Source organism: Nonomuraea aurantiaca (genome assembly GCF_020215705.1).
In the GTDB taxonomy this organism is placed as follows: Bacteria; Actinomycetota; Actinomycetes; order Streptosporangiales; family Streptosporangiaceae; genus Nonomuraea; species Nonomuraea aurantiaca.
Genome location: NZ_JAIWNB010000030.1, coordinates 1 through 24376, shown reverse-complemented (window position 1 = coordinate 24376; position 24376 = coordinate 1). Strand labels below are relative to the sequence as shown.

Annotated in this window: 17 protein-coding genes; 11 read left to right on the top strand and 6 right to left on the bottom strand. The window is 71.9% G+C overall.

Annotation, left to right across the window (positions count from 1 at the left end; genetic code table 11):
• Positions 1 to 60: 60 nt before the first annotated feature.
• Positions 61 to 2154, top strand: a complete 2094-nt coding sequence (locus LDL49_RS45270; RefSeq protein WP_225301120.1) for a CBM35 domain-containing protein — start codon at positions 61 to 63, stop codon at positions 2152 to 2154.
• 110 nt (positions 2155 to 2264) lie between these two features.
• Here the strand turns inward: LDL49_RS45270 and LDL49_RS45265 are convergent, their stop codons facing one another.
• The 3 genes from LDL49_RS45265 to LDL49_RS45255 form a co-directional block, all read right to left on the bottom strand.
• Positions 2265 to 3404, bottom strand: a complete 1140-nt coding sequence (locus tag LDL49_RS45265; protein ID WP_225301119.1) for a monooxygenase — start codon at positions 3402 to 3404, stop codon at positions 2265 to 2267.
• 132 nt (positions 3405 to 3536) lie between these two features.
• Positions 3537 to 4955, bottom strand: a complete 1419-nt coding sequence (locus LDL49_RS45260; protein ID WP_225301118.1) for a pyridoxal phosphate-dependent decarboxylase family protein — start codon at positions 4953 to 4955, stop codon at positions 3537 to 3539.
• The gene (locus tag LDL49_RS45255) at positions 4952 to 5575 is read right to left on the bottom strand and encodes a TetR/AcrR family transcriptional regulator (protein WP_225301117.1); all 624 of its coding nucleotides are present in this window, start codon (positions 5573 to 5575) and stop codon (positions 4952 to 4954) included. The genes LDL49_RS45260 and LDL49_RS45255 overlap by 4 nt, the downstream gene beginning before the upstream one ends.
• 116 nt (positions 5576 to 5691) lie before the next feature.
• Between LDL49_RS45255 and LDL49_RS45250 the strand changes: the two genes are divergently transcribed.
• Together LDL49_RS45250 and LDL49_RS45245 are read left to right on the top strand one after the other, a co-directional pair.
• Positions 5692 to 6336: an HNH endonuclease family protein gene (locus LDL49_RS45250; protein ID WP_225301116.1), complete on the top strand. Its 645-nt coding sequence runs from the start codon at positions 5692 to 5694 to the stop codon at positions 6334 to 6336.
• Between the two features lie 152 nt (positions 6337 to 6488).
• A complete protein-coding gene (locus LDL49_RS45245) occupies positions 6489 to 7349 on the top strand; it encodes an SMP-30/gluconolactonase/LRE family protein (protein WP_225301115.1) in 861 nt (286 codons plus the stop codon).
• 50 nt (positions 7350 to 7399) lie between these two features.
• Here LDL49_RS45245 and LDL49_RS45240 read toward each other — a convergent pair whose 3' ends face one another.
• Positions 7400 to 9934, bottom strand: a complete 2535-nt coding sequence (locus LDL49_RS45240) for a helix-turn-helix transcriptional regulator (protein WP_225301114.1) — start codon at positions 9932 to 9934, stop codon at positions 7400 to 7402.
• Positions 9935 to 10051: 117 nt separating this feature from the next.
• Between LDL49_RS45240 and LDL49_RS45235 the strand changes: the two genes are divergently transcribed.
• Positions 10052 to 11857, top strand: a complete 1806-nt coding sequence (locus LDL49_RS45235) for a GMC oxidoreductase (RefSeq protein WP_225301113.1) — start codon at positions 10052 to 10054, stop codon at positions 11855 to 11857.
• A 3-nt stretch (positions 11858 to 11860) separates the two neighbouring features.
• Here the strand turns inward: LDL49_RS45235 and LDL49_RS45230 are convergent, their stop codons facing one another.
• Positions 11861 to 13897, bottom strand: coding sequence for an alpha-amylase family glycosyl hydrolase (locus LDL49_RS45230; protein ID WP_225301112.1), 2037 nt, complete (start codon positions 13895 to 13897; stop codon positions 11861 to 11863).
• Positions 13898 to 13982: 85 nt separating this feature from the next.
• Here LDL49_RS45230 and fxsT point away from each other — a divergent pair, with 85 nt between their 5' ends.
• The 6 genes from fxsT to LDL49_RS45200 all read left to right on the top strand — a co-directional run bounded on the left by fxsT (position 13983) and on the right by LDL49_RS45200 (position 23255).
• Positions 13983 to 17024, top strand: a complete 3042-nt coding sequence (gene fxsT, locus LDL49_RS45225; protein ID WP_225301111.1) for an FxSxx-COOH system tetratricopeptide repeat protein — start codon at positions 13983 to 13985, stop codon at positions 17022 to 17024.
• Positions 17025 to 17116: 92 nt separating this feature from the next.
• A complete protein-coding gene (locus LDL49_RS45220; RefSeq protein WP_225301110.1) occupies positions 17117 to 17377 on the top strand; it encodes a hypothetical protein in 261 nt (86 codons plus the stop codon).
• Positions 17378 to 17404: 27 nt separating this feature from the next.
• Entirely contained in the window at positions 17405 to 18880 is a 1476-nt protein-coding gene (locus tag LDL49_RS45215; RefSeq protein WP_225301109.1) for a S8 family serine peptidase, read from the top strand.
• Positions 18881 to 19073: 193 nt separating this feature from the next.
• Complete coding sequence (locus LDL49_RS45210; RefSeq protein ID WP_372470657.1) at positions 19074 to 20258, top strand: FAD-dependent oxidoreductase; 1185 nt, start codon at positions 19074 to 19076, stop codon at positions 20256 to 20258.
• Between the two features lie 124 nt (positions 20259 to 20382).
• Positions 20383 to 22068 (top strand): serine/threonine-protein kinase, encoded by a 1686-nt coding sequence (locus tag LDL49_RS57630; protein WP_263656348.1) that lies wholly within the window; start codon positions 20383 to 20385, stop codon positions 22066 to 22068.
• A 176-nt stretch (positions 22069 to 22244) separates the two neighbouring features.
• Positions 22245 to 23255, top strand: a complete 1011-nt coding sequence (locus LDL49_RS45200) for a coiled-coil domain-containing protein (RefSeq protein WP_225301108.1) — start codon at positions 22245 to 22247, stop codon at positions 23253 to 23255.
• A gap of 37 nt (positions 23256 to 23292) precedes the next feature.
• Here the strand turns inward: LDL49_RS45200 and LDL49_RS45195 are convergent, their stop codons facing one another.
• On the bottom strand, positions 23293 to 23946 hold the full coding sequence (locus LDL49_RS45195) for a tyrosine-type recombinase/integrase (RefSeq protein ID WP_225301107.1): 654 nt from the start codon (positions 23944 to 23946) through the stop codon (positions 23293 to 23295).
• 1 nt (position 23947) lies between these two features.
• On the opposite strand from LDL49_RS45195, the gene LDL49_RS45190 reads away from it, so the two are divergent.
• The gene (locus LDL49_RS45190) at positions 23948 to 24304 is read left to right on the top strand and encodes a hypothetical protein (RefSeq protein WP_225301106.1); all 357 of its coding nucleotides are present in this window, start codon (positions 23948 to 23950) and stop codon (positions 24302 to 24304) included.
• Positions 24305 to 24376: the final 72 nt, after the last annotated feature.

Sequence of the window (24376 nt, the reverse complement as noted above, 5' to 3'; positions counted from 1 at the left end):
CGGCCCCGTACGGCGCTTGGCGCCCACCGGGCCGGCCGTACGAGCAAAGGAGAGAATCCCGTGAGAGGGAGAGGGATAGTCGCGGCGGTCGCGGTGCTCTTGGCGGGCCTGTTCGTGGGCCTTCAGCCCGCGGCCGCGTCCGACAACGGCCTGTCGATCAGGCCCGCCATGGGGTGGAGCAGCTGGAGCTTCGTGCGGCGCTGGCCCGATGAGGCCAAGATGAAGGCCCAGGCCGACGCGCTGGTCAGCAGCGGCCTGGCCGCGCACGGCTACGTCTACGTCAACCTCGACGACTTCTACCAGAAGTGCGACTCCAACGGCTTCCAGGTCGACGGCTTCGGGCGGTGGGCCGTCGACACCGCCAAGTTCCCCAGCGGGATCAAGGCGCTGGCCGACTACGTGCACGCCAAGGGGCTGAAGTTCGGCTTCTACGTCACGCCCGGCATCGCCAAGAACGCCGTCACCGCCAACAAGCCCGTCGAGGGCACCTCCTACCACGCGCAGGACATCGCCGACACCTCCCAGACGCACAAGAACTACAACTGCAAGAACATGTACCGGCTGAACTACTCCCACCCCGGCGCGCAGCTGTTCATCAACTCCTGGGCGAACCAGATGGCCTCGTGGGGCGTCGACTACCTGAAGATCGACGGCGTGGACGCGACGACGGTCGCCGACGTCGAAGCCTGGGACAAGGCGCTGCGGCAGACCGGCCGGCCGATCAACTTCGCGCTGTCCAACAACCTGCCCATCGCCCAGGCCACCACCTGGAAGCGGCTGGCCAACAGCTGGCGCACCCAGGGCGACGTCGAGTGCTACTGCGGTCCGGGCGCGAACGGCAGCGGGTTCCCCCTCACCGACTGGTCGCACGTGTCCAGCCGGTTCACCTCGGCCGCCAACTGGCAGCAGTACGCCGGCCCCGGCGGCTGGAACGACTACGACTCCCTGGAGGTCGGCAACGGCGACCAGGTCGGCCTGACCGCCGACCAGCGGCGCACGCACATGACGCACTGGGCCATGATCTCCAGCCCGCTGCTGCTCGGCACCGACCTGACCGCGCTCACCTCGACCGACCTGGCCATGCTGACCAACGACCGGCTCATCGCCGTCGACCAGGACGGAGTCGCGGCCGGCCGAGTTGTGAACAGTGGTGTCAACCAGGTATGGCGTAAACGAGAGTCGAACGGCGACTACATCGTGGCGCTCTACAACACCGGTACGTCCGGCAACTCCACAGTCAGCGTCACCTGGTCGCAAGTGGGCTTCACCGGCCCGGCCGAGGTCACGAACCTGTGGTCCGGAGGCTCGGAAGGCACCGTCGCCTCCTCCTACAGCGCCACCCTGCGCCCCGGCGAGACCCGCCTCATCCGCGCCCGGCCCACCACCGCGACCCCCCACTACGAGGCGGAGAACGCGACGATCTCGCAGGGCGTCGTCGAGTCCAACCACGCGGGCTACTCCGGCACGGGTTTCGTCAACTACGACAACGTCGTCGGTTCGTACGTCGAGTTCACCGTCAACGCCACCGCGGCGGGTAACGCCAACGTCACCTTGAGGTACGCCAACGGCACGACGGTGAACCGCCCGATGACCATCACCGCCAACGGCACCACGCTGACCCGCGACTTCCCCAGTACGGGCGATTGGGACACCTGGGCGACGGCCACGTTCACGCTGCCGCTGACCGCCGGGGCCAACACCATCCGCGCGACGGCCACCACCGCGAACGGCGGCCCGAACGCGGACTACATCGACGTGTCGGCCGCCACCCCGACCGGCACCGAGTACCAGGCGGAGAGCGCGACGATCTCACAAGGCGTGGCGGAGTCCAACCACACCGGCTTCACCGGGACCGGCTTCGTCAACTACGACAACCTGGTGGGCTCCTACGTCGAGTTCGCCGTCAACGCGGCCGCCGCGGGCGCCACGCCCCTGACGATCCGGTACGCCAACGGGACGGCGGTGGACCGGCCGATGGAGGTCGCGGTGAACGGCACGGCGGTGACCACCCGGTCGTTCCCCGCCACCACGAACTGGGACACCTGGGCGGACGGCACGGTCACGGTGGACCTGCAGGCGGGGGCCAACACGATCCGCCTCACGGCCACGACCGAGGGCGGCGGCCCCAACCTGGACCGGGTCACGCTGGGCTGACCCCGATCCCGGCCGCGGGCGGCGGCCCCCCGGCCTGGATCACGTCATGCTCGGCTGACCCGACCACGGGCGCACGCACACCGGCCTGGCGGTGTGCGTGCGCCCCTGCGTCATGTGGCTTTCGACCAGATGGCGAGGCCCAGGCACATCTCGTCGCTGGTTCCCTCGCCCCAGACCACATAGCGCGGTCGCAGCTTGCGCAGCTGCGGCAGCTGCGCGCGCAGCCCGGCGTCATGCGTGCAGGTCACCCGTAGTATGTCGCCCTTCTTGAGGGTGACCGGCTTGGCCAGCACGCGTAGCGCCTGGTCGTCGAAGTCGTAGTTCGGGACGTTCAGCAGCGTCTGCGCCTTGGGCGTGCCGGGGTTGAGCTCGACCTTGATGGAGCGCCCGAGCAGGTGCATGTGCCCGGCCATCGCGTGCAGCGTGATGGGGCCCGGGACGGGCCGGTCGCAGTGCTGCGTCGGCCCCGGCTTGACCGGCCCGCACATCTTCGCCAGCTGGTCGGGCTGCTCCTCGGACTCCGGCCCGAACCTGCGCGCCACGTCCTTGACGGCGGCTGCCCGGTCGCACAGCGCGCCGGACTCCTGCGGCGTGCACGGCAGCTCCACCGGCCCAGGGAGCAGCGCCGTCTCCAGCGGCTCCAGCTTCTTGTCGGTGAGCCGCAGCCGGATGCCCGACTTGTCGGACTGGGGGGCGCCTTCCACGTTCAGCGTGTTGTAGTGGATCTGCATGACGAGCTTGCTGCCGGGCGGCAACGCGTAGCCGTAGCGTGAGTCCAGCAGCGTCTCGTTGGTGCCCGGCGCCCAGTGCGCCACCCAGGAGGCGTCGTCCACACCGGAGCCGCCGAAGCACGTCCAGCCCTGACCGGGAGCGCCGTCGTCGAGCGTCTTCGCCTTGGCGGCCTGCCCGGGGTCGAGCCGGAAGAAGATCGCGTGGTGCACGATGTCGGCGTTCTGCGGCTGGAACTGGGCTCCGGTCAGGAACGCCTGCTTCGTCAGCTTGGGGTCGATGACGAAACACCGGTAGTCGTCGGTGCCGCCGTTGGGGGCGTTCGGCGTGTAGGGCTCCGCCATCGTCAAGGACTCGAACCGCTCGCCGTCGCGTAAGGGGGCGGCCACCGGCGCGACCTTGGCCCCATGTCCCCCGGCGTGGGTCGGGTGGGCCGCCGGGGTGGCCGTGGTGGCCGTCCCGCACGAGGCGAGCAGGGCGACCACGGCGCACGAGGCGGCGATACGGGCTAGTCGAATCATGGTTCCACGGTCCCGCGTGGCCCGGCGGGGGACATCCTTCCCGAGGATGTTCCGTGTCCTTCCGTGGAATGACGGCCGAGGTCCGCCTCTCGAATGCGTGGGACTGCAACGTCAGTTGTACATCGCCGGCTGTCAGCTGTAGATCACTGACAGGAAGCGCACCAGCACCGCCTCCCGCCGGGGCGCGGGCAGCGCGTCCAGGACCGCGTTGACCAGCGCCATCTCCGGCTGGCCCGCGCCGGGCCGCAGGTCCACCCCGACCGCCGCGGCCAGCTCGGCGAAGGCCGCGTCGTCCAGTGCCTCCAGGTCCAGGTCCGCGACCAGGTCGATCAGCCCGTCGGGGAGTACGGCCGGGCCGCGCGTCCGGGCGGCCGCCGCCGACTCGCCGATGACCTTCAGCAGCGCCTCGATCCCCGAGAGCGTCACCCCGGTGACCGTGATGTGCAGGTTGGCCGGGATGCCCGCGTAGGACAGCTGCGGCTGGAGGTACCAGCCGCGCCGCCGCGCCTCGTCGGCCAGGACGAACACGTCGAGCTCCGGCGAGGTGAACGCCACCAGGGAGGTCTCCGGATCGCCCAGCACCCGCAGCCCCGGGATCGCCGCGATGCCCGCGCGTAACCGGGCCGTCGCCTCCAGCGTGGTCCGGCCCAGGGCCAGGTAGCCGTCGCGGCCCAGAGCCTGAAGCGTGGCCCACGCCCCGCCGAGCGACCCCGCGGACCTGGAGCTCTGCACGGTGGCGTTGATGACCGTGTAACCGGGCCAGGCGGCCGAGGCGAAGTACGCCTTCCGGCGCAGCGCCGGGTCGGCGAACAGCACGACCGAGGCGCCCTTCGGGGCGTACCCGAACTTGTGCAGGTCGCAGGAGAGCGAGGTGACCCCCGGCACCGACAGGTCGAACGGCGGGATCGCCGCGCCCGCCGCCCGCAGCCACGGCAGCAACCACCCGCCCACGCACGCGTCCACATGGCAGCCGACGCCCGCGGCGGCGGCCACGGCCGCGATCTCCTCGACCGGGTCGATCACGCCCTGGGGGTACGACGGCGCCGAGGCGACGACCAGGATGGTGTCGTCGTCCATCGCCGCCGCCACGGCCCGCGCACCGGCCTTGAACGTGGCCGGATCGACCGGCACCGGCCTGACCTCGAGCCCGAGGTAGTGCGCCGCCTTGCGGAAGGCCGGATGGGCGGTGACGGGGAGCACCAGGTTGGGCCGGTCGCGCCCGGCCGCGTCACGGGCGGCCTTCACCGCCAGCATGATCGACTCGGTGCCGCCGCTGGTGAAGATGCCGTGGCCACCGCCCAGCAGGTCGGCGACGGCGCCGACGACCTGCTTCTCCATCTCCACCACGCTGGGGAACGCCGTCGGGTCGAGGCAGTTGACCTCCAGCATCTCCGCGTAGGCGCGGGCCGCCGCCTCGTGAACCCCGTCCCGTCCGCTGTCGTAGACGTAGGCGGTCACGTGGCCGCCCCTGACCGGCAGGTCGTGCTCCTTGAGCCGAGCCACCTCGGCCAGCAACTCCTCGATGGTCCTCCCGGTCTCAGGCAGGTTCATGGAGTTTCACCGGGCAGCCCGAGCATACGGTGCACGGTCAGGTGCAGGTGGGCGCGGAAACGGCGCAGCGCCACCGTGTCGCTCCCGCTCCGGCGGTGGCCCTCCTCGTCCAGCACGCCGCCCTTGGCGAACCCGTGCACGCACCAGATCACCGACCACATGGCGTACTCCAGATCGACCGCGCGGTCGATCACCCCGGACCCGACCAAAGGACGCAGGGCATCGGTCACCATCACCACCAGCGGCTGGACGTAGTGGCGTTCGAGCTCGGTGAGGTCGCTGGCGTCGGAGAGCCAGCGGTGCATCCACAGCGCCGGCACCTCGGGATGGACCACGCAGAAGTCCAGGTAGTCGTCGATCAGCCGGTGGATCCCGGCGGCCGGATCGTCGCCGTCCAGGCGGCCCAGCGCCCCCTCCAAGGCGGCGCGCTCGGCCTGGTGGGCGCGCTCCATCACGGCCAGGTAGAGCTCCCGCTTGCCGCCGACGTGGTAGTTGACGGTGGCGATGTTCAGGCCCGCCGCGTCGGCGATCTGCCTGGTGGAGGTGCCGTCGAAGCCGAGAGCCGCGAAGAGCTGCGTCGCGACTTTCATGATCACGCTGACCTGGTCGCTGTCTCTCATGGGAACGAAACTAGTTCGGCCTCCGCCGCTCCGTCAATCACTTGATGGAGTCACTTTTGGTGCCATCTCGATTACTTTTCGTGACACGCCTTCGAGGTGGCTGTTACTGGTAATCCATGACCATCTTCTCAGGGCGGTTCGTGGTCCCCTTCCTCGCGACTCTCCTGCTCGTCCCGCCGGCCGGCGCCGCCGCGACCGCGCGCGCGATGCCCGCCCCGATCTCGGCGGCCGACGCCCGTACGGCGCTCGACGGCCTGGCCGTCGCCAAGAGAGGCACGCTCCACGGCTACAGCCACATCCGCTTCATGCCCGAATGGGCCCCGCAGCGGGGGGCGTGCGACACCCGAGAGATCGTCCTGAACCGTGACGGAGAGGCCGTCCGGCGCGACGCGTCCTGCCGAGTCCTGGCCGGCATCTGGTACAGCCGCTACGACGGCAAGCTGCTCACCAGCGAGGCGAAGATCGACGTCGACCACCTGGTCCCCCTGGCCAACGCCTGGCGTTCGGGCGCCGACACCTGGACCGACGCCCGGCGCCACGCCTTCGCCAACGACCTGATCCGCCCCGAACTGGTCACCGTCAGCGCCACCGCCAACATCGACAAGGGCGGCAGCACGCCGATCACGTGGCGGCCGCCGGTCATCGGCTACTGGTGCACGTACGCCCGGTCGTGGATCACCGTCAAGCGGCACTACGCGCTGCGGATCACGAAGGCGGAGAAGGCCGCGCTGATCGAGATGCTCGACACCTGCTCGCCCTGATCGCGGCGACAGGGTCGGGCGAGGCTCACCCAGGGGTACCGTCACCAGGTGCGGACGCGTACCGACCCTGGGTTCCTGCCGACGGGGCGGTGACGGATTCAGCCGGTCGTGATCGACAATGGGAGGTCTGAGCCCAGCCAGAGGAGATCGGCATGACCATCGCCGCGTACACCGTGACCGCCCCCGTCGCCGAGCACGGGGAGGGCCCCGTGTGGTCCGACCGCTGGGGCGGCCTGCGGTTCGTCGACATGATGGCCGGTGACGTGCTGGCGCTCGATCCCGACGGCACGGTCCGCCGCCGCCACGTCGGCGCGGTCGCGGCGACGATCCGCCCGCGCGCCGCGGGCTACGTGGTCGCGGCCGAGCGGGAGCTGCTGCTGGCCGACTCCGACGAGCTGGACGCCCCCTTGCGCTCGCTCGGCGAGGCGTGGAGCGATGCCTCGGTACGCATGAACGACGGCGGCTGCGACCCCGACGGCCGCTTCTACATCGGCAGCATGGCCTACGACGAGACCCCGGGCCGCGGCTCCCTCTATGTGGCCGAGGCCGGTGGCGGGCTGCGCGTGGTGCTGCCGGAGGTCACGATCTCCAACGGCCTGGACTTCAGCCCCGCCGGCGACCTCGCCTACTACGCCGACACGACCACCGGGCGGGTGGACGTGCTGGACTACGACCGGGACAGTGGGCTCACCGGGCGGCGGCCGTTCGTGGTCGTGGACCCGGCCGACGGCGCCCCCGACGGGCTCACGGTCGACTCCGAGGGCGGCGTGTGGGTGGCGCTGTGGGGCGGCGCCGCCGTACACCGCTACAGCCCGGAGGGCCGTCTCGACGCCGTCGTCCGGCTCCCGGTACGCAAGGTCACCGCGGTCGCCTTCGGCGGCGACAACCTCGACCAGCTGTTCATCACCACCTCGGCCCTCGACGTCGACCGGGTGGAACAGCCGGCCGCGGGCGCGCTCTTCGCCGCCGAGCCCGGCGTGCGCGGCCGCCCCGTCCTGCCGTGCGCGCTCTGAACGGACGCGCTGTGCGCGCGCTCTGAACGGACGCGCTGCGCGACGGCTCCTCAGCTCGACGAGCCCGCGCGGGCGCGGACGCCGTTGGCCAGGGCGACGCGGGACGACACGCCCAGGCGGGCGTACACCTGGCTGATGTGGTACTCGACCGTCTTGACGCTCAGCAGCAGCTCGCGGGCGATCTGCCGGTTGGTCAGCCCGGCGGCCACCAGCTGGGCCACCGCGTCCTGCTGCGGCGTCAGGCCGAGAGGGGAGACCGCGTGCTGCTGCCCGCACGCCGCCAGCTCGATCTCGCAGCGTTGCGCGTAGGGCACCGCCTCCAGGCGTTCCAGCTCCCGCAGCGCCTCCTTGAGCTGTTCGGCCGCCGCGGCCCGGCGGCCGAGCCTGCGCAGGAACGAGCCGTACGCCAAGAGGGTCCTGGCCCGGTCGAACGGCTCCCCGGTCTCCGCGCACGCCGCCTCGAACGCCGACCTGGCCGCCTCGGTCTCATGCTCCGCCGCAAGCAGCCGGGCCCGGACACCGGGAGATCCGGCCGGCACGTCACCGGCCCGGCGCAGGTCGCCCTCCGTGATGAGCGCGTCCAGCAGCAGATCGGCCCACGGCAGCAGCCCGCGCTCGGCCTCGGCCGTCGCGCCGGGCAGATCGGGCTGGGCGTACACGGCCAGGTCGGGCGAGGCGGGCACGGGCCCGGTGCCGGTGACCAGGTCGAGCAGCGGTGTCAGCAGGGCGATCACCTCGTCCGGCCGGTTCCGGGCGGCGGCCAGGTGTGCCGCGGCGTACGCGGGGCCGATGACCGCCACCGGTGCCGTCGCGTCCCTGGCCAGCCGCCGGGCCGCCTCGGCGTGCTGTCCGGCGCGCTGCCAGTCGCCCCTGGCCGCGGGGACGAGTGACGCCACCGCGTGCGCGTGCGCCGACATCCAGCAGGGTCCGAGCTCGTCGGCGACCGCGGCGGCGAGCTGCCCCAGGGCCGCGGCCTCGTCCCAGCGGCCCTGCCGGAAGCCGGCCAGGCTGCCCATGACGGCGGTGAGCAGCCTGGCCGGTGGCGAGCCCCCCACCCCGCCGGAGTGACGCATCAGGCGCAGGTAGTCGCCGGGCTCGGGACGGCAGCTCCAGGCGTCGATCCTGGCGAGCAGCGCGGGCCGCGCGCACCGGGCCCGCGCCTCGGCCAGCGCCGCCACCGCCTCATCGGTACGGCCGGCGTAGTGAGCCAGCACCCCTCGCGCGAAACGACCGTCCGCCGTGTCGATCCTGGGGGCTGCGGGGGAGGCCGCGCCGGCGCCGAAGGCCGAGGAGGACGCCGCACCGTCCGTCCCTGAGGGAGCCGTCGCCGAGGTGCCTGGTCGGGTGGCCGTCTCGTCGGCGCCGAGCCGTGCCGCCAGAGCGTGGGCCTCGGCCGGGCGGCCGTCGAACAGGAGGGCCTCGACGGCGTCGGCGCCCGGCTCGCGGTCCAGCCGGGCCGCCTGCGCGAGCAGCCGCGCCGCCTGCCCCCACTCGCCCGCCGCGGCCCTGCGCCGCCCCGCCGCCGCGATGTCCCGCACGAGCTCCGGGCCGGGACGTTCGGCGGCCCGCAGCAGGTGCTCCAGCCGGGCGGTCTCGTCATCCGTCAGCGTCGCCGCCATGGCGTGCAGCCGCAGCCGCTTGGTGGGGCCCATGTGCTGATAGACCGCCCCCTTGAGCAGCGGGTACGAGAAGCGGATCAGGATCCCGGCACCCGTCGGCCGCTCCACGAGCAGCCCGGCCCCCAGCGCCTCCTCCAGCGCCGAGAGCGGCGCCCCGACCTCCGCCAGCTTGGCCGCCGCGCCGAGCGAAACCTCGCCCGCCGCCCGCCCGCCGCCGCCCGGCGCGATGTCGCAGCCCAGGACCGCCGCCGCCTCGACCAACGACCGGGCGGGCTCGCTGCACCAGGCCAGCCGGGCCAGGGCGTCGCGGGCGTGCTGCCCCGGCACCGGCAGCGGGATCTGCGGGTCGGCCAGCTCGTCGAGGTCCGTCTCCTCCAGGACCTGCAGGATGTGCCGCGGGTTGCCGCCCGTGTGCTCGCACAGCCGCCCGGCCGCCTGCTCGGTCAGGGGCAGGTGGGTCAGCGCGCGCACCTGCCGGGCGCCGATGCCGGTCAGCGCCAGCCGTACCGACATCTCGCGGGTGAGCAGCGGCTGCAGCGAGGCGGGCTGGTAGGGGTCAGGGCTGGTCAGTACGGCCAGGACGCGGGCGGGCCGCAGCCGTCGCCAGGCGAACGCGAGCGCGGTCAGCGAGACGGAGTCGGCCCAGTGCGCGTCGTCTACGGCGATCACCACCGGCCGCGCCGCCTGCAGCTCGTCGAGCCGGTCGCGCAGCCGTGCCCCCGCCTCGAACGGATCCGCGGGCTGCAGACCGGCGATCCTGGTGAGCACGTCGTACGGCAGGACCGACTCGCTCTCCACGGCGTCGGCGGCGATCACGTGCGCCTGGTCGTCAAGGGTGGCCAGGAACCGGCGCAGCAGGGTGCTCTTCCCGATGCCGGCGGGGCCGTGGATCAGGACCAGCCCCGGCTCACCCCGGCGGGCCAGCTCGAAGCGGTCCGCCAGCGACTCCAGCTCTCGTTCTCGCATGCGCACACAGTGCTCCTGCGCGCTCGCATCTCCCTTGTCGCCGGCTGCAAGCGAAGGTTAAGCGGCGCGGGCTATACCAGCATCGGGAGATTTAGCGCGACATGCGAGGGGGCTTGCATGGCTGGGGAGACGTTCACGATCGTGCTGAGAGGCGGGGCGATCCGTCCCGACGCGAGGCTGGGGGTGTTCAGCAGCCTCGACGGCTGGCGGGCCCGCGTGCCCTGCCGCTACGTGGAGGGCGCGGACGAGTGGCGGGTGGAGCTCGCCAGGCCGCCCGCGGGGACGGCCGTGGAGTTCAAGTTCCACTGCGACGGGGCCTGGGAGGCGCTGGACGGCAACCGTACCGCCTGGCCCGCGGACATCGCGGCGGGCGAGCGGATCGAGACGATGACCGGCACCCAGTCGGAGCTGTTCCCGACCCGTGACGACATCATCGTCACCAACCCGCTCCCGGCCCGCCGCCACTTCGCCCCCAAGCTGGACGAGGGCGCGGTGTACGACTACATCCTGGTCGGCAGCGGCATGGGCGGCGGCGTGCTGGCCCATGAGCTGACGAGGATGGCCGCGGCCAAGGGCGGGCGGATGCCGCAGATCCTCGTGCTGGAGGCCGGGGGGTACCTGTTCTCGACCCACGTCGGCAACATGCCCAGGCTGCAGAGCTCCGGCGCGGAGGCCAACCGGACCGTCTGGGGTCTGTGGTACCAGTACCGGTCGCAGCGCTACCGGACGAGCTCGGCCGGGATGCAGGTCGCCGAGGCGTTCTGCCTGGGCGGGAAGTCGGTCTTCTGGGGGGCGCTGATCCCGCCGATGGACGGGCGGGAGTTCGAGTCGTGGCCGCGCGGCGTCCGCGAGGAACTGCGGACCGAGTGGTACGACGAGGCCACCGACCTCATGCACGGCACGCGCCCGACGCTCAGCGACTACCGCAGGACGATCAAGGAGCTGCTCCGCACCCAGATGAAGCGCTTCCGCCAGCACGAGGTGCAGGTGGCGGCCGAGAACTCGGTGGCGCACCGGCTGGGCATCCCCTCAGGGATCTTCTCGACGGCGGCGCTGCTGATGGAGGACCGCCTGCGCGACGGCTGGAACAAGAGCCTGCACGTCAACCTCAACCACGAGGTCGTCGGGTTCGAATGGGACCGGTCGGGCGGCCGGGCCAGGGTGGCGGCCGTGCGGGCCCGCGACCTGATCGCCGGGAAGGACCGGGTGTTCCACGTCGCGGACGGCGGACGTGTGATCATGGCGGCCGGCACCGTGGGCAGCGCCGTGCTGGCCCGGCGGGCGCGGGTCGACAACGAGTGGGTGGGCAAGGGGATCACCGACCACCCCACGTACGTCTGGAAGTTCACGCTGCCGAGCGACGCGCCCGGCTACGCCGCGCACGACTCGGTCAAGATCCTGCTGCGCGGCTCGGTCGCTTCGACGCCGCTCAACGTTGTGGTGGAGATGGGTGTGGGGCTCAACCAGTACCGGGTGGACGAGGACGCCGTCCCGGCGCACGCGGACGTCTCCAGGATGGACTGCGAGATCGTCTTCTTCCCGTCGGTGCCGCTGCTCGACGGCAACACCGTCGAGCTGGACCCGGACACCGGCCGGCCGGTGATCACGATGAAGCCGGTCGAGATCCCCGGCTACCTCGCCGCGGTACGGGAGATCGGCGGCCGGATCATCCGCATCCTGGGCGGCGACCCGGCGGCCTCGGAGCCGTTCACCGCCGATCTCGGGGCGGTCGGTCACGAGGTCGGCACGCTGCGGATGAGCGAGGATCCCGGCATGGGCGTGGTCGACCCCGACCTGAAGGCGTGGGGGCACGACAACCTCTACGTCTGCGACCTGTCGGTCTTCCCGACATCGCCGGCCGCGAACCCCTCGCTGACGCTCACGGCCTTGGCGATGCGGTTGGCGGACCACCTTTCTGGTTGACCCTTAGTTGACCGGCTGGTTCGTCAGGACCAGCGCGGATGCCGGAGGCAGATCCTGCAGCTCGATGTGGCGCGAGGCACCCGGGCCGGGCAGCACGGTCAGGGCCGACCTGAGCGGGTGCTTCGTCACCCCGCCGATCTCGGCCGTGTTGGCGACCACGGTGAGCTCCTGCGTGCGGGCGTTGAGGGCGCCGTCGATCTCGACGAGGGCGCCGCGCGTCTCGGTCAGGCTCGGGTTGACCACGCACACCACCTCGGTCCCGGCCAGGACGCGCGACCAGCACAGGACGTCGCCGGGCCGGGGGAGCGCGTAGCCGCCGTCGGCTCGGCCGAGCCTGCGCAGGTACTGTCGGCCGGCCCGCAGCGCCCGGTGGGCCGCCCGCGCGGACAGCAGCATCCTGACCCGCTGGTAAATCTCGTTGTCCTGGTCGAAGACGTGGTGGTTCGTGGTGCCGTACGGGCCGAACCCGACCATATCGGTGTCGAACAGGTGCGCCGCGGTCGGCGACTCGCCGTCGGCGGGCCGCCCGGCGGCGCCCGCCTTACGCGGATGCTCCGGCCCGAACATGGCCTCCCTCAGATACCGGTCCCCCGACAGCTCGCGGCGCCCCCAGCCCTCGCCCATGAGCCACCCCCGCTCGCTCTCCTCCGGGCCCGTCAGCCCCTGCTCGAGGCCGTAGTACAGGCACGGGATGCCCAGCGAGTACAGCAGCAGCGCCACCCCGACGGTGACCTGGCGGGGATCGGGCTCGCTCAGCCCCGGTGGCGTCAGCGCGCCGAACCGGAGCTGGGGATCGATCGACAGATCGTCGTGATCGTCCACCATCGAGACGTAGACGGACCCGAGAGAGCGATGAGAGAGCCCGTGTGTGGCGAACCTGCGGAAGAACTCCTCGACGGCGTCGGGGAAGGGGAAACCCTCCCGCCCGAGCGCGACATCGCGCAGCAGCCGCCGCGTCTCGCCGGTCTCCAGGACGGCGCTCAGGTTGCGCCCGATCAGGTCCAGGTAGCGCTCCTCGATCGTGTCGCCTCCGCCGACCTCGCCCACAATGAGGAAGTTCGCCTTCCCCAGCCCGTCGGCGAACTCCCTGAGCGCCCCGCAGAACAGCGTGGCATCGCGCGGCGGCACGTGCTTGAGCGTGTCGATGCGCACGCCGTCGATGTCGGTGAGCGCCGTCCAGTAGCTCCAGATCCGGATGAGCGTCTGCAGCTCCTTGGACTGGTCGAGGTCCCGGCTGAACCAGTCGGCCCGCCGGTAGGGCGCGTCCGGCTCGTCGTCGCCGCCCTGGCCCCAGCCGAGCCCGTCGCCGCCCGCCCTGGTGTAGGCATCGGGGTCGTGCAGCTCGCTCGGCCACACGCCGTGGTCGGGCTCGGTGGGCGCGGTGCCGTGCGGCAGGCGCCCACCGGTGCCGTCACGCCAGGCGCCGAACGGCAGCTTCCCGTTCCGGCCCGCGTACGGCGGGCGGACCACGTACTGGGGGGAGCCGGGGGTGCCGAGGTCGTAGTCCCAGTTCTCGCCGGTGTGGTTGATGAGGATGTCGAGGATGACGCGGATGCCGTGCTCGTGGGCCTTGCCGACCAGCTCCACCAGGTCCTCGCGGGTGCCGAATCTGCGGTCGACGTCCAGGAAGTGCTGGACGGAGTAGCCGTGGGGGTCGTCCGGGGCGGGGACGCCGTCCACGGTCGTGACGGGCCGCTGCTTCCACACCGGAGCGATCCACAGCGCGGTCACGCCGAGGTCGCGCAGGTAATCGAGCTTGGAGATGACCCCCCGCAGGGTGCCGCCCTGGAAGCGGTCCCGGCCGGAGGCCGCCCACCGGTTCCACATCCACCCGGCCGGGCGGGAGTTCGCCGGCCGGGCCCGGTCGACGAGGTCGCGCCCGTGCTCGCGGCCGTCGCTGAACCTGTCGGGCAGCAGGAAGTAGATGACCTCGTCCCGCCAGTCGGCCGGCGACGGGTGGTAGCTCTCACGCTGGGGCCAGACGGCCTCCCAAATGCTTCGGGGCGGGGCTTGGCCGATGATCTCGCCGATGTTCGCCATGGCGCCGGGCTCCTTGGCTGGGTATTCGTGCCTGTCTGCCCAATCTGAACCGGGTTACAGTCGCAGGCAAGAGGAGAGGAGACGCGTGGACATCCGGATTCTGGGCACGTTCGACGTCTTGGTCGATGGCGGCTCCGTCGCGCTCGGCGGACCGCAGCGGATGGCCATTCTCGCAGTCCTCCTCCTCCACCAGGGTGAGGTCCTCAGCTCTGACCAGCTCATCGAGCACGTCTGGGGCGGCACACCGCCCAAGAGCGCGCTCAGCGCGCTGCACGCGCATGTGTCACGCCTGCGCAAGGCGCTGAACGGCGCCGACATCCTGCAGTCGTACGGCTCCGGCTACCGCGTCGTCGTCGAGCCGGAGAAGGTCGACGCCTTCCGCTTCGAGCGGCTGGTCGAGCAGGGCGCCCGCGCGCTGGCCCAGCAGGACTGGACGGAGGCCGTGGCCCTGTACGGGCAGGCGCTGGAGTTGTGGCGCGGTCCGGCGCTGACGGAGTTCGCCACCGAGCCGTGGGCGCAGTGCGACGCCATCAGGCTCGAGGAGTTACGCTTCAGCGCCGAGGAGGGCAGGACCGATGCCGAGCTGGCCCTGGGGCGGCACGCCGAGGCGCTGCCGCGGCTGGAGCAGCGCGTCAGCGAGCATCCGCTGCGCGAGCGGTCCGTCGCCCAACTCATGCGCTCGCTCTACCGGTGCGGGCGGCAGGGCGACGCGCTCAACGTCTACGACCGGGTCCGCCGGATCCTGGCCGAGGAGCTCGGCGTGGACCCCGCCCCGGCGCTGCAGGCCACCCACCAGGCGATCCTGCTGCACGACCCGGGACTCGACGGCAGCCCCGTCCCGCCGCCGCGCCAGGACGCGCCGCCGCGGCGGATCACCAACCTGCCCTCGCGCAACCACGTGTTCTCCGGCCGCCAGGAGATCTTGGCCGAGATCGAGGCCGCGCTGACCGAGCCGACGACCCGCCCGCCGCCCCGGGTGGTGGCGCTGCACGGGCTCGGCGGGACCGGCAAGACGCAGACCGCCCTGGAGTACGCGCACCGGCACGCCGCCGACTACGACGTGGTCTGGGAGGCGCCGGCCGTCGAACCCGTCGCCTTCTGGAGCGTGCTGGCGGAGCTGGCGCTGCGCCTGGGCGTACGTCAGCAGGCCGACCGCGGCGAGATCCTCGCCGCGCTGGCCGAGCGCCTGGCCGGAATGGACCGTTGGCTGCTCATCCTCGACGACGTCGAGGACGGCACGCTGATCGAGGCGTTCCTGTCGTCCCTGCGGGCCGGGCACGTCATCGTGACCTCGCGCAACCCCGCCTGGGGCCAGCTGGCCGTGGGCGTGCGCGTGGGCTCCTTCTCCCGGGCCGAGTCAGTCGATTTCCTGTCCACGCGCGTGGCCAGGACCAGCGGCGCCTGGGCGCTGGCCGAGCAGCTCGGTGACCTGCCCTTCGCGCTGGAGCAGGCCGCCGCCTACAGCGAGCAGACCGGCATGAAGCTGGATGAGTACGGCGATCTGTTCCGCCGCCGCGCCGACCAGCTGCTCACCCGCGACAAGGCGTTCGCCACGGTCTGGCAGCTCGCCTTCGAGCGGGTCGCGCAGGCCTCGCCGGTCGCCATCGAGCTGCTGCACCTGTGCGCCACGCTGGGCCCCGGTGGCGTCTCGCTCGACCTGCTGGACTCCATGCCGGACGTCCTGCCGCCCGCGCTCAGGGACGCCGTCGAGGACGAGCTGGCCCTCCAGGACGCCATCGCCCACCTGCTGCGCCACTCGCTCGTCGAGCGGGACAGAGGACGGCTGCGCATGCATCCGCTCGTCAAGGCGGCGGTCTGGGCCAGGCTGCCCGACGAGGAGCGGCGTACCTGGGTGACCTGCGCCGTCAGGATCCTGAGCTCGGTGGTGCCCGCCGACGCCGAGAACCCCACCACCTGGCGTACCTGGGACAGCGTCATCCCCGACGTCATCCACCTCGGCCAGGAGGCCGACAGCGCGGACATCGCCGTGCCCGGCCTGGCGCGCATGCTCTGCGGCTCCGGCCACTACCTCACGGTACGGGCGGCGTTCGAGCGGGCGCAGGAGCTGTTCGAGCTGGCGCTGCGGCTGGTCAGGCGGCAGCCGGGCGCCGACGCCGACCTGGCGGCCGTGCTGTCCGCCCACGGCAACCTGCTGGAGCTCACCGGCGACGTCAACGGCGCCCGCGCCGCCCAGGAGCAGGCACTGGTCCTGGCCGAACGGGCCCTGGGCGGCGACGACCCGGCCGTGGCGCGGGTCCTGCGCCGGCTCGGCGACGTGCTGGTCTGCCAGCGCCGCCTGCCCGAGGCCAGGCGTACCCTCGAACGCGCCCTGGCCATCCTGACCGCCCGACGGGAGCCGGATCGCAGAGAGATCGCCCGCGTCAGCCGGGAACTGGGCTTCGCCGCGTGGACGGCGGGCGACCTGCGCGCCGGCCAGGAATGGCTGACCAAGGCGCTGGCCACCGCGCGGACCATCCTCGGCCCCGACCACCCGGACGTCGCGCACACCCTGTCCGGGCTGGGGCTGATAGTCCAGGACACCGGCCGCCCGCAGCGGGCCGTCAAGCTGCAGGAGCAGGCCGCGTCCATGCTCACCGCCGTGTACGGCGACGAGCACCCCGAGGTCGCCCACACCCTCGACAAGCTCGGGTACGCGCTGCGCCTGTCGGGCCGCTTCGATGACGCCAGAGTCAGCCACGAGCGGGCGCTGTCGATACTCGAGTTCTGCTACGGCCCCGGCCACGGCGAGGTGGGCATGCCGCTGACCAACCTCGGCCTGGTCTACCTGGACACCGGCGAGCCGAAGCTGGCCAGGGACCACCAGGAGCGGGCGATCCAGGTGTTCAGGAACGCCTACGGCGACGACCACGCCCACGTCCACCTCGGCGTCCGCCGGCTGGGCCAGGCCATGCTGGCCGACGGCCGGGCCGCCGAGGCGCGGGACCTGCTGAGCAGCGCGCTCACGGGCACCGAGCGTGTGCTGGGAAGCGGCCATCCCGACGTCGCGGGGACCCTGCTCGACCTCGCGGAGGCGTACGAGCGGCTGGCGGAGCAGGAGTCGGCCGACGCCTGCCGGTCCAGGGCCGAGCGGATTCTGGCCCGTGGCAGGAGCCCCATCCAGGGATAGCCCTGTTTTGGCCCGTGGCAGGAGCCCCATTCAGGGTTAGCCCTCAGCCGTCACCTGAGGCCGGATCCGCTTGCGGACCTGACTCTGGGGACATGCCGGATTTCACGGACGCGTCCCCGGAGCACCGGGTCATCTCCGCCGAGGTGGAGCCGGTGCCGGGACGACGGCACCAGGCGGCGGCCGTGCTACGCCGGCTCGGCCTGCGCGTTCTGCACCTCGGCCCGACGATCAGCGTGAGCGCCCCGGAAGAGGTCTGGGAGCGGACGTTCGGCCTGCCTGAGCCCGCCATCCCCCGCGAACTGCGGGGACTTGTCACAGGGATCCATCTCGCCGGGCCTCCCGACCTGCACTGACCCACTGACATGCCCCGAGGGGGATGCATGACCACGATCACCGAACGCCGAGAGTCCACCGTCCACTTCGAGGCAGTGGTGCGACCGCCGGGCCGGGCCTCCATGTTCGCCGAGTCCTCGGCCGTACAGGCGGGGGGCCTGGACGACCTCAGGCCGCCGCCGGGCCGGGCCGCGCAGACCGCGCTCGCGCTGCAGCGCAGGGGGTTCGTCGTCAGGCACGTCGGGACGTTCTCCATCAGCGCGGAGGGCCCGCGCCGGCTGTGGGAGGAGACGTTCAACACCCGCGTGGCCGTCAGGCCGCACACCCTGCGCGGCGCGCCGGCCGACGTGGCGGCCGAGCCGGGCGACGAGGTCTCCTATCTGTCGCACGTGTCCGGGGTCCCGTTCACGCTGCCCGCCGACCTGGAGCCGCTGGTCGAACGGGCCTACCCGCAGGCGCCGCCGCAGTTCTACGGCTCGCCGCTGCCACCCAGGGTGTCGTATCACCACCTGCGCGTGCCGGACGACGTCGGGCTCCTCCTGCGCGCCTGCCACGTGCACGAGCGGGGGGTGACCGGCCGGGGGGTGTTCGTGGCCATGGTCGACACGGGCTTCTACAAGCATCCCTTCTATCCGCATCACGGCTACAACTACAACGCCACGCTCGCGCCGGACGCCGCCCGCGTGGACCACGACGAGTACGGCCACGGCACGGCCGAGGCGGCCAACATCTTCGCCTGCGCGCGTGACGTGGACTTCGTCGGCGTGAAGATGGGCGGCAACGCCACGCTCGCGTTCAAGACCGCCGCCGACCTGTCGCCCGCTGTCCTGACCAACAGCTGGGGCTACGACCTCAACGGGCTCACCGGGCTGCCCAACTTCCTGCGGCCGCTGGAGCTGGCGGTGCTGGAGGCCGTACGGGTGCGCGGTATCACGGTCTGCTTCTCCGCCGGCAACGGCCACATCTCCTTCCCCGCGATGATGCCCGACGTCATCGCCGCGGGCGGCGTGTACGTGGAGGAGACGCAGGTCAACGGGGAGTTCAAGATGGAGGCGTCCGACTATGCGAGCAGCTTCGACAGCCTCATCTACCCGGGCCGGCACGTGCCCGACGTCTGCGGGCTGGTGGGACGGCAGCCCAGGGCGCTCTACATCATGCTGCCGACCGAGCCCGGCGACGTCATCGACTCCTCGCTGGCCGGTCCCGGCTACCCGGTCAAGGACGGCACCGCTCCCGACGACGGCTGGAGCGTGATCAGCGGCACCAGCGCCGCCGCGCCCCAGATCGCCGGGGTGTGCGCGCTGCTCAAGCAGGTCCAGCCGGGGCTGTCTCCCGACCTGGTGAAGGCGCTGCTCAGGGCCTCGGCACGGGACGTCGTCGACGGCAAGAGCGGGACGGGGGAGCTCGCGGGCGAGGGCTTCGACGGGGCTACCGGGGCGGGGCTCGTGGACGCCGCGGCCGCGTACCGGCTGGCGCGGTCGGTCACGCCGCGCAGCTTGCACACCGTCCCACCGCCCATCTGACGGGCCGCCCATCTGACGGGCCGCCCATCTGACGGGCTGGCCGACTGCCGGGCGGCTCCGCCAGGGGCGGGGTTCGACCGGCGGGGGTCGCGGCGGTGTCGCGGGGGCGGCCGCCGCGGCCCCCCATCGCGCTTCCCGGGACGTTGCGCTCGTCCCGGGAAGAGCGCCGGCGCTTCGCCGGTTGCATCCGTACGTGGACGAGATCGACGTCGTGGTGATCGGGGCCGGGCAGGCCGGGCTGTCGAGCGCGTACTTCCTGCGCCGGTTCGGCTTCGAGCCGCTGGTGCTGGACGCGGGTGACGGGCCTGGCGGGGCGTGGCGGCACCGGTCGCCGTCGCTGACCATGGACAAGGTGCACGGCATCTTCGACCTTCCCGGCGTGCGGCGCTTCGCTCCACTGGTGGGCGCCTCGCCCGGAGCCGGTCAGGCAGATGTGCCGGGAGCCGGTCAGGCGGATCTGCCTGGAGCGGGTCGAGTTGATCTGCCTGGGGCTGGTCGAGCTGATCTGTCCGGGGGCGACGGGCAGCGGCCCGCCGCCGTGGTCGTCCCCGAGTACTTCGCGGACTACGAACGCGAGCTCGGGCTCACTGTGCTGCGGCCGGTCAAGGTGACGGCCGTGGCGCCGGGGGAGGGCGGGCGGCTCGTCGCCACCTCCGGGGCGGGGGAGTGGGCGGCGCGGGCCGTGGTCAACGCCACCGGCACCTGGACCCGCCCGTACTGGCCGTACTATCCCGGCGCGCGCTCCTTCCGCGGCCGTCAGCTGCACTACGCGGCGTACCGGGGACCGGAGGAGTTCGCCGGTCGGCGGGTGGTCGTCGTGGGCGGCGGGACCTCGGCCGCGCACGTGCTCTCCGAGATCGCCGGCGTCGCCGCGAGCACCCTCTGGGTCACCCGCCGGCCGCCCGTGTTCCGCCCGCTGGACGACTTCGGCGAGGACGCGCGCCGCGACGCCGTCGCCATGGTCGAGGCGCGGGTACGGGCCGGGCTGCCGCCGCAGAGCGTGGTCGCCGTGACCGGCCTCGGGTACACGCCGATCGTCCGGGAGGCGCTGGCCAAGGGGGCGCTGGAGCGGCTGCCGATGTTCGGCCGCGTCACCGCCGACGGGGTGAGCTGGGATGACGGGCGGTACGTGGAAGCGGACACGATCATCTGGGCCACCGGGTTCCGCCCGGCCCTCGACCACCTGGCCCCGCTGCGGCTGCGCGAGCCCGGGGGAGGGATCAAGGTGGACGGCACCGCGGTGATCGCCGAGCCACGCCTGCAACTCGTCGGCTACGGCCCCTCGGCGAGCACGATCGGCGCCAACCGCGCGGGCCGCACCGCCGCCCAGAACGTCCGCCGCCTCCTCGCCGCGACCCCTTCCGTTCCGGCCGCCTGACCTACTATAAGAAGTAGTAAAAATACCGATTGGGGCAGGGGATCGGTAGCGCTCTCGACACGGCGCGTTACCACGGGATAGCGTCGGGTGAAAGGATCTTTATCCGTCTTTGGAGGTCCCCCCGATGGATGTTCCCGGCTACACCGAAATTCGGGAACTCGGACACGGCGGGACCGGACGGGTGATGCTCGCATTACGGACGTCCGACGGGACGCCCGTGGCGATCAAGCATCTCTCCCCGCGATTACGCGACGACGAGCTGTTCGTCGAACGCTTCCGCACGGAGGCCGGGCTGATCCGCGAGCTCGACAGCCCGCACACGGCCCGCCTGCTCGACTACGTCGAAGGCCACGACGACGCCTGCATCGTGATGGAGCTGGTGGACGGCATCACCCTGCGCCGCCTGTTACGGCACGCGGGCGCCACCGGCCCGGAGGCGGCACTGGCCGTACTGAAGGGGGCCCTGCTCGGGCTGGCCGAGGCGCACCGGCACGGCGTCGTACACCGTGACTTCAAGCCCGAGAACGTGATCGTCTCCCAGGACGGCCAGAGCAAGCTCGTCGACTTCGGCGTCGCCGCCTACTCCGGCGAGAACGCCCCACTCGCCGGAACCCCCTCCTACATGGCCCCCGAGCAGTGGGCGGACGCCCCGGCGGGGTCGGCGTCGGACGTGTACGCGGCGGCCGTGGTGTTCTTCGAGTGTCTCAGCGGGCACCGGCCGTTCGTCGCGGACAACTTCGCCGCCCTCGCCTACCAGCACCAGCACGCCGCACCCCCGCTGGAGGACATCGAGGAGCCGATGCGGGCGCTGGTCGGGCACGGCCTGGCCAAGGACCCCGCCGAGCGGCCGGAGTCGGCGGAGGCGTTCCTGGCGGAGCTGGAGGAGGTCGCCGACACCGCGTACGGCACCGGCTGGGAGGTACGCGGCCGGGCCGGACTCGGCCTGCTGACCGTGCCGCTCGCCTCCTTGCTGCCTCTGTCACGGCCGTTACCCACGCCGGGGAGCGGCGGCACGAGCCTGTTCACCAGCGCACTGGCGCCGATGACCAAGTTCGCGGTGACGGGCGGCCTGGTGGTCGCGACCGCCGCCGCGGTGGCGTCGGCGTTCGTGATCTGGAACGACGCGCCGCCGGACCGCCTCGCCGGGCTCCCGCCGGTCAGCACGCCCGCCGAGTCGGCCCTGATCCCCACGCCATCCGGTACGGCGGAGCCGTCCATCTTCACCGCGGGGCCCAGCGACCTGGCCAGCCCGCCGCCCGGCACCGACGCCGCGGATCCGGTGGTCACCGGGGACCACGCCGAGCCCACCGAGTCCCCTGAGCCCACCGGCGCCCGTTCGCAGGAGCCCATCCGTACCCGCTCGCAGGAGCCCACCCGTGGGGCGGAGCCGACGCGGACCAGACGCCCGGCCACCTCTGAACCCTCCGCCTCCAAGCCGGCCACCTCGAAACCGCCCACCCAGCCGCCCACCAAACAGCCGTCGACGCCCAAGCCCGCCACCAGCGAGCCCAAGCCGTCCGACCGCCCGGCCACCACCCGCCCCCCGGCCACCCAGGCTCCCGCCCCGACCAAGGCCCCTGGGCCGCTGATCTCGGTGTCGGTCAAGGTGTCGATCGACGTACCCGTGCTCAAGGGCAAGGACGGCCTGCTCGACTTGGACGTCGGTCTCGGGCTCGGGAGCGGCCTGCTCGGCTCCGTCCTGGTCCCCGGCTCCGCGTTGCTCGGCCGCCGCTGGGCCGTACGCAGAGCCAGGCACGCCCGGCCCCTTCACGCGTCGTCCTGTCCTCCGCCGGACCTCGACAAGCCGTGACCCGTGCCGCCCGCCGGCAGTGGGGCGTCCGCGGAGCCCGCCTGCCGCTCCACCCGCCCGGCATTTCGCCTATACCAAAATTTGCTGATTTGCCGACCAATACAGGTGATCCCCTACTATCTAGCCTCGGATAGGGGGCGTACTTCTGAGCCCCGCAGTTCGGGCGAAGGAGAAGTGTGGCGGTTGCATGCCCCGCCGACCGGCGGCGCCGTCCGATCCTCACCAGAGCGCTCATCGCGATGATCACAGCGGTGTTCCTGTCAGCGAGCCTGGCCACCCCCGGGCACGCGGCCCCCAAGCCGACGATCAAGCAGCTCAAGAAGGAGCTGACGGCCCTGGGGAAGCAGTCGGACAAGCTGATCACCGAGTACTACAACGGCCGCATAGCCCACCAGAAGGCCGAGAAGGCGGAGAAGGCCGCGCAGGAGAAGCTGGCCGCCGCCCAGGAGGTCTACGAGCGAGAGTCGGCCGAGCTCAGGCTGATGGCCGTCTCCCAGTACACCAACGGCGGCCCCCCGAGCCCCGCCACCATGCTCTCGACGAGCGAGGACCCCTCCGCGCTCATGGGCCGCATGGCGCTGTCCAATCACCTGGTCGACCAGCAGAGCGCCAGGCTACGCGGCTTCGCCCAGGTCAGGGACGACCGCAAGAAAGCCGAGGAGGAGGCGGCAGCCCGCGCCCAGGAACTCGGCGACCAGGTCACCGACCTCGGCAAACGCAAGGACAAGGCCGAGCAACTGATCAAGAAGATCAAGGACAGGATCGACAAGCTCTACCAGGCGCCCGGGGTCCGGCGATCGGACGGCACCTGGGTCCCGCAGCTTCCCGAGGGCTCCGACAACATCACGCCCCGGATGCGCCTGGTCAAGACGCTCGTGAAGGAGCGCTTCTCCGTACCCAACGGAATCGGTTGCTACCGGGCGATCCAGGACGGCGGCGAGCACCCGCTCGGGAGGGCGTGCGACTTCATGCTGAGCCGCGGCGGCTCGATGCCGACGGCCGCGGAGGTGGCGCGCGGCAACGAGATCGCCGCCTGGGCGATCAAGAACGCCAAGCGGCTGGGCATCATGTACATCATCTACCGCCAGCGGATCTGGCACGCCAGGACCGGCGCCTGGCGCACGATGTCAGACCGCGGCGGCACCACGGCCAACCACTACGACCACCCGCACATCTCGGTGTACTAATGACGAAGAGCCGTCTGGCCAGGTGAATTCCTGAGTACTACGTGGCTTGTTCCGGCTCTGTTCCGGTTTCCTGGTGCGCCAGGCCCAAAGCTGTGTCGATCACTTTCCGGGTCCGTCCGTCACTGCCGGACATGAGGTGCGTGTGCGTCCGGAGCGTGAAGCCGGGGTCCGAGTGACCGAGGTACTCGGCCAGCGCCTTGACCGATTCGCCGGCGTCGAGCAGCACGCTGGCGTAGTAGTGCCGCAGCGCGTGCATGCCGTGTTCACGCGTCGTCTGCTTGGCACGTCCCGTTGTCTTCCTGGTGGGCCGGTCCTTGGCTATTACGCCCAGCCGCTCAAGAGCGGGCTTCCAGATGACCTTGTTGATGTAGTTGCGGTTCAACGCCTTGGGAACTCGGCTGGTGAGAACCAGGCGCAAGGCGTGGGGGTCTCCGGTCAGTTCTTCCCAGGGGAGGGTGATCTCGCGGGCTGGGAACTGGGTCAGGTGGCCCTTCAAGGCTTCGGCGACCGATTCGGGGAGCGGAACTGTCCGCTCGCGATCGTGCTTGGGCAGACCGAACATTTGCTTCCCGTGGATCAGCTTCACCTGTTGCCGCACGTGGATGACGCCCTCGCCGAAGTCCACATCATCCACCGCGAGGCCGAAGATCTCTCCCTGCCGGAGGCCGCAGCCAGCGCCGAGGGTCACCATAATGGGTGAGGACCAGGGTGTCCCGGCCGGCGGCGAGCTGGCGGTGGGCTGGCACACCGAGTACACCGACGACCCGAACGCGCACGGCGCGGACGGTGCCGCGGTCCTGGCCAGCGGATCCCGCTGGTGCATCGTGGACGGCCTGGTGAAGGTTCACGGGCTTCGTCCTGGCGCGGAGGTGGACATCGCCTGGTCGCGTTACAGCCGCGACGGCAAGACGTTCGAGGACGACGCCTGGCGGCTGACGGCGCACGCCGACGTCAACGGCCGACCAAGGTCAAGGCTATGGGCCTGGCGTCCTACCTCGCTGGCGTCGCCGGTATGGCGGTGCTGCAGGCGGCCGACGACCCGTCCATGATCGCGTTCCTGCCCGACTGGGTCGAGGCGATCACGCTGCCGCTGGTGCCGACCGCGCTGGCGGGCGCCGGGG

Excerpts from the sequence above, each read along its gene's own strand:
- LDL49_RS45230 (WP_225301112.1), bottom strand. The coding sequence starts at position 13,897 with ATGGCGAACATCGGCGAGATCATCGGCCAAGCCCCGCCCCGAAGCATT.
- LDL49_RS45215 (WP_225301109.1), top strand. The coding sequence starts at position 17,405 with ATGACCACGATCACCGAACGCCGAGAGTCCACCGTCCACTTCGAGGCA.
- LDL49_RS45265 (WP_225301119.1), bottom strand. The coding sequence starts at position 3,404 with ATGATTCGACTAGCCCGTATCGCCGCCTCGTGCGCCGTGGTCGCCCTG.
- LDL49_RS45240 (WP_225301114.1), bottom strand. The coding sequence starts at position 9,934 with ATGCGAGAACGAGAGCTGGAGTCGCTGGCGGACCGCTTCGAGCTGGCC.
- LDL49_RS45235 (WP_225301113.1), top strand. The coding sequence starts at position 10,052 with ATGGCTGGGGAGACGTTCACGATCGTGCTGAGAGGCGGGGCGATCCGT.
- LDL49_RS45190 (WP_225301106.1), top strand. The coding sequence starts at position 23,948 with ATGGGTGAGGACCAGGGTGTCCCGGCCGGCGGCGAGCTGGCGGTGGGC.
- LDL49_RS45260 (WP_225301118.1), bottom strand. The coding sequence starts at position 4,955 with ATGAACCTGCCTGAGACCGGGAGGACCATCGAGGAGTTGCTGGCCGAG.
- LDL49_RS45255 (WP_225301117.1), bottom strand. The coding sequence starts at position 5,575 with ATGAGAGACAGCGACCAGGTCAGCGTGATCATGAAAGTCGCGACGCAG.
- LDL49_RS45245 (WP_225301115.1), top strand. The coding sequence starts at position 6,489 with ATGACCATCGCCGCGTACACCGTGACCGCCCCCGTCGCCGAGCACGGG.
- LDL49_RS45195 (WP_225301107.1), bottom strand. The coding sequence starts at position 23,946 with ATGGTGACCCTCGGCGCTGGCTGCGGCCTCCGGCAGGGAGAGATCTTC.
- LDL49_RS45220 (WP_225301110.1), top strand. The coding sequence starts at position 17,117 with ATGCCGGATTTCACGGACGCGTCCCCGGAGCACCGGGTCATCTCCGCC.
- LDL49_RS45250 (WP_225301116.1), top strand. The coding sequence starts at position 5,692 with ATGACCATCTTCTCAGGGCGGTTCGTGGTCCCCTTCCTCGCGACTCTC.
- LDL49_RS57630 (WP_263656348.1), top strand. The coding sequence starts at position 20,383 with ATGGATGTTCCCGGCTACACCGAAATTCGGGAACTCGGACACGGCGGG.